Consider the following 11,332-nt stretch of genomic DNA (forward strand, 5'->3'; position numbering starts at 1 on the left):
CGGGCCCCTGGCGGCGCACGCAAGGAGGAATCCATGGAAGCAAAGGTCGATGTCCGGAAGCTCCAGATTCTCAATGACCGGATCAATCAGACGATCGACGCCCTGAGCCAAGTCCGTCTCTCGGTCCATGGCCTCGGGCACACGGGGGTTCCCACGCCGATGTTCCATCCGTTCAGCGCCTACACCCAGGGATTGGGAGTGCCGACGATTCCGAACTTCCCGGGCATCCCCTCGTTCCCGCCGGTTTCGCCGTACAGCATGATTCCGCCGGTTCCGGGCCCGATCGGGCTGTCGCACACGCCGTTCAACCCGCTCGTGAACCCGCTCTTCAACCTTCCGACGCCCTACACCACCCCGTTCGTCAACCCGATGATCCCGCCGGTTCCGACCCCGGGCATCACGCCGAACTGGGCTCCGACGCCGTGGACGGGCTTCGGCGGCGGGCTGTTCCACACGCCGATCGATCCCATCGAGCTGAAGCTGATGGAAATGAGGGCTCTCGATCCGATCCGGATCCGGGAGACCTTCCCGTTCGTCATCTACTAGGAGGGGCTTGAAGAACCAAGGCTTGGGCCGGGCCGGTGCGGCCAAGGGGGCGGGCGCTCAGCGTCCGCCCCCTCTTTTTGTGACGGGAGCAGCGCGACGGCCGGCGTGCGCCTAGAGAAGCTCGACCTCGCCGAGCACGATGCGCACCGCCTCGTCGAGGTCGGAGGCGTAGCGGACGATCTCGGCCTGGATCGTGAGCGGAACGAGGCTGCTGCGCTCGAGAATCGGCCGGTTTCCGGTGGGCACGACGATCATCGCGAGGTTGCGGTGGTAGGCCGCGTTCACCTTCTGCTCGACGTCCCCCACCGTGCGCACGGTGAGCACGTCGTGCGCGTCGGTGACCAGGACGCCGGTGAGCGCCACGTCCTGCCGGATCGGGCGCTGCAGGAATTGCGACAGGAAGGCGAGCGCGGTGGGAAGCCCCGCGGAGGTGCCGCCCGAGGGCTCGTCCTCCTTCGTCACCTTGTAGCCGTAGTGGTAATCCATGATGTCGCGCGTCAGGTGCGGGAACATCGACTGGGCGTATTCCCGGACCGCGATGAACGTGTTCCGCACGCTGTCGCGCATCTCGGGCGTGAGGTTGCCCAGGATATCGTCCCGCTGCAGCGAGCCGCCCCGTCCCGGAGACGCCATCTCCCGCGTGGCCCAGATCTCGTGGATCAGGCCGTGCACCGTGCCCGCGAAGCGATACGTCGCCGCCGAGAGCACCCGTCCGATCGCCTGGCTCCGCTCGCGCGCGGTGCGCTCGAGCGCCGCCGCGCGATCCGCGAACTGCTTCTGCTGGTCGGCGCCGCGGTTCATGAGCCCGAAGAGGACGGAGAGCTGTCTCCAGAGCCGGTAGTCCACGGGGCTGTCGTGCACCGCCCGCTCCAGCGCCTGGAGCGATTCGGCGAGCACGGCCGGCTCCTGGAACACGGCCGCGATCGCCTTCGAGGGCGTGGCCGCCTGCCGCTCGAGGAGCCACGCGATCACGTTCAGATCCGCGGGGTCGGCGCGCAGCACCTTGACGTAGCCCTCGACCGCCCGGTCGGCGCGTCCGTTTCCGTTCTCCAGCGCCTCGAGGTCGGCGAGGTACTTGAGATCGAGCACCTCCGGCGCGACCGAAAACCCGCGCCGCGCCTCGACCGCGTCGCCGCGGATGGCGTGCGCGATCGCGGTCTCGCGCCGCGAGGCGTCCGGCGGAGCGTCCATGGACGGCACGTGGACCTGGCGGAGCCGCTCGATCGGGAGGAAGCGGCGCGAGGCCACGGCGAGCAGGTCGTCGAACCCGGCGCGGTGCATCATCCGGCGATAGGCGGTCAGGTGGCGCTGCTCGTACTCGGCGGCGGCTTCCGACTCGCCGAGACGATGATGGAGCATGGCGAGGCGGCCGAGGACGACGGTGCCGTCGGCCCCGTTCAGGAGATAGCGGCAGATGTTCACGGCCGCCTCCAGGCTCGGGCGCGTGCCGATCTTCTCGTACAGCGCGACCAGCGCCATCAGGCGGTCGATATCGGTCTCGAAGCCGCGCTCCAGCCCGAGCCGCTCGAGGATCTCGCAGGCCTGCTGCAGCTGTCCGGTGAGCTCGTGGATCCACGATTCCGCGAGCACCGCCAGCTTGTAGACCGAGGTGTCGGTGTCCTTGTGGCGCGCCGCGACGCGCCGGCAGGTCGCCTCCGCCTCGGTGGGGTGGCGGTTCACGAACTGGCGGAACGCCTCTTCGAGGGCCAGGTAGGCGGTGGGCTTCTTCACGAGCTGGAATTGGCCGAGGGCGAGGAACTCCCCCGCGCCGTGCACGGGGTCCTGGGCCATGTGGAGCATCGATTCGAGGTGCATGCGCCCCTGCTCGCCCGAGATGGACCTCCGGGACTGGAGCTGGGCGGAGCAGGCGACGGCCAGCGAGAGCTGGCCGCGCATGTGCTTGATCTTCGTGAAGAGGCTCAGCGCCTCGAGATGCTCGGGGGTCTCCTCGAGGATCTCGGCGACCTCGAGCTCGGCGCGCTGCAGCTCGCGCATCTCGACCAGGACCTTCGCGTAGCGAAGGCGGTCTTGCGTGACGAACGTGGCCAGTTCCACGGCCTGATTCTACTCCAAGCGGCGCCGCGCGCCAGCGAGGGCTTCGCTACGTGCCGGAGCCCCCGGGCGCCGGCGTGCCCACGGGCATGCCCTTGTGCCGCGCCAGGAAATCCTCGATGAAGAGAAGCCCCTGCTCTCCGGCGCGCCGCACCATGCTGAGGAGCATGTCCATGCTCGAGACCTCCTCGAGCTGCTCGGCGACGAACCACTGGAGGAAGTTCCGCGACGTGTGGTCGTTCTCGGCGATCGCGAGATCCACGAGGCCGTTGATCTGCTTGGTCACCGTGACCTCCCAGTCCAGGGAGAGCTGCACGGCCTCCTGGGCGTTCGCGAACGAGGGACGCGGCGCGGCGATCGCCGGAATGGCCACCGAGCCGCCGGCGTCGACCACGTAGCTCACGATCTTGAGGGCATGGACCTTCTCTTCTTCGGCCTGCCGGTAGAAGTGTTTCGATAGTTCGGGAAGATTTTCCCTTCCGAAGTGCGACGCGATCTGCACGTACTGGAGAAAGGCCCCGAATTCGTTTCCGATCTGAGTATTCAGCGCGGCGACCATCTTCTGGCTGATGAGCATCGTGTCTCCCGGGAGCTGCCGGCGGCGCTCCGCATTTCTACGAGGTTCGTCCGTACCGGCACGATGGGAAGGCCAAGGGACCGGATACTTGTGCCGCAGTGGCGCGATGTTGTCAAGCGGGCGGAAGCCCGCGCATCGCGACATGGCGATCCGCAACGTACACGGTTTCACCTTTCGGTGTGCAAAAGTGTGCGCGTCGCCGCGCGCGGGAACGAGCCATGTCGTGTCGACCGCGATCACCGCCATCGCGCAACGCGCGTGCGCGCTCTTTCGAGAATGCGCGACAATTCCTTGCTCACGCTTCGTTTTCCCGCCGAAACCGGATTCATCGACCGGTGTTTCTCCGAGCGTCGGAGCGGACGTCGTCTCGGGGGACGACGCCGCACACGGCGTCGCGTGTTGAGGGCATACGACTTGCACGTTTTTTCATCCGCAGTTCCGAATGACAAACGACGTTGTGGGACGCTTCGCGGATCGGAATGAATTCTGTCACCTGTCCGTGAAGCCGACGCAGGCGCACACCACCGTGCGCCGGACGCCCCGGGCATCGAGCCCGGGAGGAAGTGAGCGCATCATGTCGCCGACGCGAATCCCGAATTCCGATCTCGACGACCTCCCTGCCGATCCCCGTGAGGCCGAGCTGGAGATGATCATCGAGGCCAGCACGCTGCGCCTGCAGAGCCTGGTCCTGGTCCAGGCTTCCTTTGAGGACGAATCCGAGATCGCGTATGCGGAGGAGGAAGCATGAGCGAGACCGAGAGCATCGACACCACCATCGAACAGGTCGAACGGCTCTACCGGTCGGTGACCGGGCAGCAGGCACCGCCGGTCGGAGAGCAGCCGTACGCCACGATCCCCCCTGAGAAGGTTCCCGAAGAGCACATCCAGGAGCAGGTGGACCGCCTGGTCGAGACGCTCGCCGCGTTTTCCATGGGCGGGCGCGTTGAAACCGAATGGAAGCCGCCGATCACGTTATGGGAGGCCAAGGAAGAGCTGGTGATCGCCGTCGATCTGCCGGGCATGACCCGCGAACGGGTGCATGTCACGGTGGACCGCGGCCTTCTCCAGATCCATGGAGAGCGCCCGCTCCGCGAGACCAAGGACGGCGACGGGCGGAACCTCAAGTACGTGGAACACCCCTACGGTCGTTTCCGCAGGGTCATCCCGCTTCCGCACGCCGCCCGCGTGGATCAGCTCCAGGCGAATCTGCGCGACGGCGTCCTCGAGATCCGGATCCCGAAGCGGGAGTCAGCCGAAGCGCGAACCATACCCATCGCCTAGCGGAGGCCTCATGCCGCCGCGACGTTCCAAGAGCTCTTCCGAGTCGTCACGGAAGACGAAATCGACCAGCGAGCCGGAAGAGCGGCCCGCTGTCCACGAGGAGAGACCCATGGAAGCGAAAGTCGACGTTCGCAAGCTGCAGGTTCTCAACGACCGGATCAACCAGACCATCGACGCCCTGAACCAGGTGCGTCTCTCGGTGCACGGACTTGGGCATACCGGAGGGCTGCAATCCCCCTTCAACCCGTACGCGACGCAGGGCTACGGGATGCAGCAGGGATACGGGATGCAGCAGCCCTACGGCATCGGTGCGCCGGGATTCGGGCTTCAGCAGGGCATGCAGGGTGGATTCCCCGGCATCACGCCCCAAATCCCGTTCGGATTCCAGCACAGCCCCTTCCAGCAGTTCGGCAACCCCTACGTCGGCCAGGGCTCGCCGTGGGGCCAGGTCGGATCGCCCTGGAGCGTCCTCGGCCAGTCGAGCCCCGTGGGCTTCGGCGGTGGGGGCGGTTTCGGCGGATCGGGCGGCTTCGGCGGCATCGGCGGTTTCGGGGGCGGGATCGGCGGCGGCCTGAGCCAGCTCTACGGCGGCATGGGCGGCGGCCTCTTTCACACCCCGCCCGATCTGATCGAGCGGCAGCTGGTCGAGGCCCGTGCCAACGACCCCTTTCGGATCACCCAGACCTTCCCCTTCGTCGTCTCCTGAGCGGAGGCCCGCGCCCCCCGAAGGGGCGAAGCGGCCCTCCACGGAGACGCCGAAGTAACCGGCAGGTCTGAAGTTACCCCGCGGGGCAGGCGCTTGGAGCGCCTGCCCCGCACCGTCTCGCACCGGAAGGTACAAAGGATGCCGGAGCGGAGGTCCTGAGCTATTATGATTCGATGCGTCGAGCGGAGCACCATAGCCGCGCACTTCAGACGGTGGTGGCCGCGGTCGTCGTCGCCGCCCTGGCCTTCGCGATCGCCCTCGCCACCTTCCTTCCGGCCAACCAGGACACCCTGCGTGTCAACCTCAACTCGATCGGCACCTCGGCCGCGGAAGGGCTGACCCTGGCGCGTGGGGACGACGAGTCGCGCCTCACCCGCAACTTCTACGATGTCGAGCTGGAGCTGCTCCGGGACGATCTGGATCACGTGGTCGCCAACCTGGGCCATGCCCGACCCCTTCCCGAGCTTCGAGGCCGGTTTGCGGAAGCGACGGCTCTGGCCGGCTCCGCCTCGCGTGCCCTTCGGGCGCTGGCCGTTCCGGGAGCGCCCGCCGAGTCGGTCGTCGCCGGCCAGGCCACCCTCGTTTCCATCACGTCGCGGGTCGACAGCCTGAAGCAGGAGCTGGAGCGCTAGCTCATCCCCATGAGCGCTTTCCTCCAGATCTTCCTCGGCATCCTGACGGCCATGGGCGGGTTCGTGGAGGTCGGCGAGCTGGTCTTCTCGGTGGGCGCCGGCGCCAAGTTCGGCTACAGCCTGCTCTGGGTCGTGGCCCTGGGCACGCTCGGCATCATCCTCTTCGGAGAGATGGCGGGGCGCGTGGCCGCGGTCACCAAGCAGCCGATCTTCGACTGGGTGCGCGAGCGGGCCGGCTTCCGCATGGGGCTGGGCACCCTGCTCGCGGCCAATCTCGTCAGCCTCCTCACCTGCGCCGCGGAGATCGGCGGCATCTCGATCGTGCTGCGGATGATGTCCGGCTGGCCCTACCGGCTGCTCGCGATCCTCACCTTCCTCGCCCTGCTCGCCATCGTCTGGTTCTTCGCCTTCAAGTGGATCGAGCGCTTCTTCGGGCTCCTCGGCCTTCTGATGACCGTGTTCGTGATCGCCGCGATCCGGCTGCATCCCGACTGGCACGCGGTCGGAGCCGGGTTCGTGCCGCAGGTGCCGACCCTCGAATCCCCGAAGGACTACCTGGTCTACGCCTACTTCGCCGTGTCGCTCCTCTCCTCGATCATGCTGCCCTACGAGACTTACTTCTACGCCTCGGGCGCCATCGAGGACGGCTGGCAGCCGCACGAGGTGCCGATGAACCGCATCGTCGTCACGATGGGGTTCGTCCTGGGATCGGCGCTGGCGGTGGGACTGGTCATCGTGGGCGGGCAGCTCTTGAAACCGCTCGGGATCGACCCCCAGTGGCCCGGAGCAGCGGCGCTCGGCCCCGCCTTCACCATGGGGCGCGCGGGACTCATCGTCGCCCTCCTCGGAATGCTGTTCGCCTTCGGCGGGGCGGCGGTCGAGAACGCGCTCACGGGGGCCTATAACACGGCCCAGTTCCTGGGCTGGCCATGGGGCAAGTGGCGGAAGCCCGCCGGCGCGCCGCGCTTCGCGCTCGCCTGGATCGTCATGCTCACCCTGGCGGTGCTCATCATCCTGGCCGGCGTGAACCCGATCCAGGTGGTCGAGTACTCGATCGTCTTCTCGGTGCTGATCCTGCCGCTCACCTACCTGCCGCTGCTCATGGCCGCGGGCGACCGGCGGATCATGGGCGCCTACGTCAATAACGGCCCCACGAAGATCGCGGGATGGTTCTTTCTCGCCCTCGTCACGCTGGCCGGGCTCTTCGCGCTCCCGCTCCTGGTCGTGACGCGCGGAGGGAAGCTGTGAAGCCCGCAGATCTGCGCCAGCGCCCCCCCTTCTTCGACGTCGTGCGGATGCTGATGGACCATCAGCTCCTGGACGCCGACTACGTGGAGTGCGGCAAGGTGGACGACGTCGAGATCGAGATCACCGACGACGGCACGCTGCGCGCCACGGCCATCTTCACCGGCCCCGGAGCCGCGTTCGAGCACCTCCCCGGATGGCTGGCCGCGATCGCGAAGAAGTTCTTCGGCAAGCGGTCCAAGCGGATCCCCTGGCCCGAGATCGCGATCATCGAGAGCCGCATCAAGCTGCGCTCCACGTCCGAGGCGCTGGGGCTGGATCCCGCCGACCGGAGCGCCGCGCGGTGGATCTCGAAGCTCCCGGGGGCCCGATGAAGCTCTCCGAAGTGCTAGGGATGGAGGTGGTCGGCGCCTCGGGCGCGCATCGCGGCCACGTGATCGACCTGCGCTCCTCGGGCGAAGCGGAGCACGGTCAGCCGAACGCGGCCCGCGTCATCACCGAGATCGTGATCGGCCGGGTCACGTGGCTGGAACGGATGGGGCTTCGGTCGGTGCGCGAGGAGATCATTCCCTGGGCCGAGGTGGCCACCGTCGGCACAAGGCGCGTCACGCTGAAGAACGAGTAAGCGCCCCGTTCTGCTATAATCCCGCCCGACCCCACCGTCGGCTGCGCCGACTACAACACAACCGCCGAAGGGACGCGGCCCCCACGCGCGCCAGGGAGATGCGTTCCATGCGTCAGGAAGAATCCTCGGATTCGGGCCTGGCCTCGTCTCGCTTCGGGAAACGGCCGCCCGCGATCATTCTCGGCGACGATCCCGTCAACGGACTCGGCGTGGCGCGCAACCTTGGCCGCCTCGGCGTCGCCGTGCACCGCGTGGGCGCCGCGCGCGAGCCGCTCCTCCGCTCGCGCTACCTCCACACCCAGACCGTCGTCCCGATGCTCGACACCATGGACGACAACGGGTATGGCGGCGTGCTGGAGCGGATCGGCGACCGGATCGGCGACGGGGCCGTCCTCTTCCCCCTGACCGACCTGCACGTGATGCGTCTCTGCCGGCTCGAGGCGCGGCTCCAGCCGCGCTTCCGGCTGACCACGCCGCCGCTCGAGAGCGCGATGACCCTCGTGAACAAGAGGCGCTTCTACGAGGCCGCGGCCTCGTTCGGCGTGGACCATCCCGCCACGCGCTTTCCCGAGACACTCGAAGACTTCGACGCCGCGGGCGCGTCGCTCGGATATCCCGTCTATCTGAAGCCCGAGATCTCGCCGCTCTACCACGGGGTGTTCGGCCGGAAGGGGTTCGTGGCGCGGGATCGCGCCGAGCTGCTCGCCGGCGCCGCCGAGGTCCTCGGCGCGGGACTCAAGGCCATCGTTCAGGAGATCGTCCCGGGCGACGCCGCGCAGATGCACGGCTGCGCCGGGTACCGACGCGGCGGGAAGTCGGTGTGGGTCTGCTACCGGAGGCGGCGCGAGTTCCCCGAGGGATTCGGCTCCGGCACCCGCCTCACGACCATTCCCAGCTTCGTCCATCGCACGCGGCTACTCGAGTTCCTCGACCACGTGGGACACGAGGGGCTCTTCGACGCGGAGTTCAAGCTGGACCCAAGGAACGGGAAGCTCCAGCTCCTGGACGTGAACGCCCGGGCATGGTGGCAGAACGCGCTGCCCACGCGATGCGGCATCAACATGGTCGCGCTGGCCTACGAGGACGCCGTGAAGCCGGACACGTCCCGTTCCTTCCCCGCGCAGTCGTACACCGAGGGGATCGAGTGGATCCACGGCTACAACGACTACATGGCGGCCAAGGACGGCGGCGTGCGGCTGGGCGCGTGGCTCCGCTCGGTGCCCCGGCTCGGCGAGTTCGCCTTCTGGGCGCCGGACGATCCGCTTCCCGGCACGCTCCAGCTCTCGGGGATCGCGTGGAACATGATGCGCGGGCTGACAGGCGCGCGGCGCGCCAAGGACACGCGCGGGTACCGCATCGCGCCGACGACGCCGGACGGGGCGCCGGCTACGGTTCCGGTCGCGCCGGGGGCGGTTCCGGTCGCGCCGCCGGCGGTTCCGGTCGCGCCGCCCGCTTCCCTCTCAACCGCCACTCCCGCCCCGAACCAGCCGGCGCATGCCCCGCAGGAACCCGACCCCGAGGCAGCTCTTCAGTAGCAGCGGGTAGGAAGACAACGCCGTGGGTCGCGCCGCGATGGCGCGGAGCGCGAATCGGCGGGCCAGCCCGAGTTGGAGCTCCTCCAGCGCCATCGAGGCATAGCCGGCGTTGGCGCGACGGTAGGCCTCGGCCTTGAAGGGCTTCAGGCGCGGCTTGAGATCCGGATCCTCGAAGGCCAGCGCGAACATCTCCATGTTCCGCTCCGCGATCGTTGCGATCGCTGTCCCGTGCGAGAGCGAAACCGCGCTCCGTTGATAGCGGACCAGCACCTCGTTCACGAACTCGATCGGGAACCGCGACGCGACGCGCAGCCAGTAGTACCAGTCCTCCGCGAACCAGAGCCGCGTGCTCATCGGCCCCGCGAACTCCATCGCGGCGCGGCGCATCAGCACCGTGGACGACGTGATGAAGTTGTAGCGAATCAGCCGCTCGAGCACGAGACCGCGGTCTTCGGGACTCGGCAGCACGTCCTTGAGGCGCTTGCCGTCGCGATCGAGAATCTCGATCCCGCAGTAGACCAGGCCCGCCTCGGGGTGCCGCTCGAAGACGCGGAGATGCGCCTCGACGTTCCCCGGCAGGTAGGCGTCGTCGCTGTCCAGGAACCCGATATACTCTCCCCGGGCGACGCGCATGCCGTGATTCCGCGCCGCCGCCGGTCCCCCATTCTCCTGATGGACGTAGCGCACCCGCTCCGGATACCCGGCCAGCGCGGCGCGCGTGTCGTCGGTCGAGCCGTCGTCCACGACCAGGATCTCGAGGTCGGTGAAGCTCTGCGCCAGCACGCTGTCGATGGCGCGGCGCACGATGCTCGATCGGTTGTACGTGGGGATGACGATGCTGACACGGGGGGTCACGTGCGGATGGTATCCAGTTCGAAGCGGACAGTAAACACGGCGCTGATCCGGCGTGCGGCACGCGGCGGGTGGATCGCGGCCTCACTTCTTCTGTTAACCGGCTCGGCCGCCCGAGCCGACTCGACGTGGGTCGACCGGTATCGCGCCGCGCAGGCCGCCTACCAGGCGGGAGACCTACAGGGCTTCCGCGCCGGTCTCTTGCGCGTGGCCGCCGAAATCGGCGAAACGCCGGGCGTGAATTACAACCTGGCCTGCGCCGAGGCACGCTTGGGCGACCGGGCCGAGGCGCTGCGCCGGCTCGGCCTCTACGCGGCTTCGGGGCTCGTGAGCAACCCGGCCGCCGACTCCGATCTGGTCTCCTTGTGGAGCGACCCGGCCTTTTCGAAGATCGCGGCAAGGATCCGCGCGAACGGCGACTCGGTCGGGGTCGCGCGTGAGCTTCATCGCTTCCAGGACGCCGGGCTGCTCACCGAGGACGTCGCCTACGATCCGAAGACGCGAAGCTACTTCGCGACCAGCGTCCATCATGGACGGATCGTCGAAGTCCTTCCGTCGGGCACCGAGCGCGAATGGGCCGACCCCAAAGCGAAGCCCGGGTGGGGCGTGTTCGCTGCGCGCGTGGACGCTCCGCGCCGTCTCCTCTGGACCAGCGTCGGCGCCGTCCCCACCGCATCGGGATACGACCCCGCCGACTCGGGCCGCACCGGTCTCGTCGCGTGGGATCTCCAAGCGAAACGTCCCGTCCGGCGGTTCGAATGGCCGCGGGACGGCAAGGCGCACCTGCTCGGCGATCTCACCGTCGGCCCGGACGGCACCGTGTACGCGTGCGATTCCCCATCCGGCGCGGTGCGGGTGGTGCGCCCCGGCGCCGCCACGCTGGAAACGCTTCTCCCCGACGGCACCTTCCGCGGTCCGCAGACCCCCGCGCTGGCGCGCGACGGACACCGCCTCTACGTGCCCGACTACGGAAGAGGCATCGCGCTCGTGGATCTCGCCTCGGGCAAGTCAACATGGCTCACCTTCGCGCCCGGACTCGCACTCCAGGGAATCGACGGCCTTTACGCCTACGGCAACGATCTGATCGCGGTGCAGAACGGCATCACCCCGCGACGCGTGATGCGCTTCCGCCTCGATGCCGCCGGAACGCGGGTGGTCGGGGCGTCAGTGATCGAGAGCGGCACTCGTCGGCTGGGCGAGCCGACACACGGGGTAGTCGTCGGTGACCAGTTCATGTTCCTCGCCAACACCGGATGGGAGCGGGTCGGCCGCGATCAGATT

13 protein-coding genes are annotated in these 11,332 nt (G+C 68.2%); 10 read left to right on the top strand and 3 right to left on the bottom strand.

Going from position 1 to position 11,332, the window contains the following annotated elements:
• Positions 1-33: 33 nt before the first annotated feature.
• Positions 34-546 carry a hypothetical protein gene (locus VE326_13725; protein ID HYJ34266.1) on the top strand — a complete coding sequence of 171 codons (513 nt, stop codon included), beginning with the start codon at positions 34-36 and terminating at the stop codon, positions 544-546.
• A 111-nt stretch (positions 547-657) separates the two neighbouring features.
• Here the strand turns inward: VE326_13725 and VE326_13730 are convergent, their stop codons facing one another.
• Both VE326_13730 and VE326_13735 read right to left on the bottom strand, forming a co-directional pair.
• Positions 658-2,601, bottom strand: coding sequence for a S16 family serine protease (locus VE326_13730; GenBank protein ID HYJ34267.1), 1,944 nt, complete (start codon positions 2,599-2,601; stop codon positions 658-660).
• A gap of 46 nt (positions 2,602-2,647) precedes the next feature.
• Positions 2,648-3,175: a ferritin gene (locus tag VE326_13735; GenBank protein HYJ34268.1), complete on the bottom strand. Its 528-nt coding sequence runs from the start codon at positions 3,173-3,175 to the stop codon at positions 2,648-2,650.
• A gap of 574 nt (positions 3,176-3,749) precedes the next feature.
• Between VE326_13735 and VE326_13740 the strand changes: the two genes are divergently transcribed.
• The 8 genes from VE326_13740 (at position 3,750) to VE326_13775 (ending at position 9,199) form a co-directional block, all read left to right on the top strand.
• Complete coding sequence (locus VE326_13740) at positions 3,750-3,923, top strand: hypothetical protein (GenBank protein HYJ34269.1); 174 nt, start codon at positions 3,750-3,752, stop codon at positions 3,921-3,923.
• Entirely contained in the window at positions 3,920-4,456 is a 537-nt protein-coding gene (locus VE326_13745) for an Hsp20/alpha crystallin family protein (protein HYJ34270.1), read from the top strand. Before VE326_13740 ends, VE326_13745 begins: the two co-directional genes overlap by 4 nt.
• Positions 4,457-4,565: 109 nt before the next feature.
• Positions 4,566-5,162 (top strand): hypothetical protein, encoded by a 597-nt coding sequence (locus tag VE326_13750; protein HYJ34271.1) that lies wholly within the window; start codon positions 4,566-4,568, stop codon positions 5,160-5,162.
• A gap of 173 nt (positions 5,163-5,335) precedes the next feature.
• The gene (locus VE326_13755) at positions 5,336-5,794 is read left to right on the top strand and encodes a hypothetical protein (GenBank protein HYJ34272.1); all 459 of its coding nucleotides are present in this window, start codon (positions 5,336-5,338) and stop codon (positions 5,792-5,794) included.
• A gap of 9 nt (positions 5,795-5,803) precedes the next feature.
• A complete protein-coding gene (locus tag VE326_13760; protein HYJ34273.1) occupies positions 5,804-7,042 on the top strand; it encodes a divalent metal cation transporter in 1,239 nt (412 codons plus the stop codon).
• On the top strand, positions 7,039-7,413 hold the full coding sequence (locus VE326_13765) for a hypothetical protein (GenBank protein ID HYJ34274.1): 375 nt from the start codon (positions 7,039-7,041) through the stop codon (positions 7,411-7,413). The genes VE326_13760 and VE326_13765 overlap by 4 nt, the downstream gene beginning before the upstream one ends.
• On the top strand, positions 7,410-7,664 hold the full coding sequence (locus VE326_13770) for a hypothetical protein (protein HYJ34275.1): 255 nt from the start codon (positions 7,410-7,412) through the stop codon (positions 7,662-7,664). Before VE326_13765 ends, VE326_13770 begins: the two co-directional genes overlap by 4 nt.
• Positions 7,665-7,771: 107 nt before the next feature.
• Positions 7,772-9,199: a hypothetical protein gene (locus VE326_13775; protein ID HYJ34276.1), complete on the top strand. Its 1,428-nt coding sequence runs from the start codon at positions 7,772-7,774 to the stop codon at positions 9,197-9,199.
• On the opposite strand, the gene VE326_13780 is transcribed toward VE326_13775, so the two are convergent.
• Entirely contained in the window at positions 9,125-10,054 is a 930-nt protein-coding gene (locus VE326_13780) for a glycosyltransferase (GenBank protein HYJ34277.1), read from the bottom strand. The two genes, VE326_13775 and VE326_13780, sit on opposite strands and share 75 nt — an antisense overlap.
• A 6-nt stretch (positions 10,055-10,060) precedes the next feature.
• Between VE326_13780 and VE326_13785 the strand changes: the two genes are divergently transcribed.
• Positions 10,061-11,332, top strand: a 1,272-nt coding sequence (locus VE326_13785; GenBank protein ID HYJ34278.1) for a hypothetical protein, incomplete at its 3' end; no start/stop codon positions are given.

The organism is Candidatus Binatia bacterium (assembly GCA_035631035.1).
In the GTDB taxonomy this organism is placed as follows: domain Bacteria; phylum Eisenbacteria; class RBG-16-71-46; order SZUA-252; family SZUA-252; genus DASQJL01.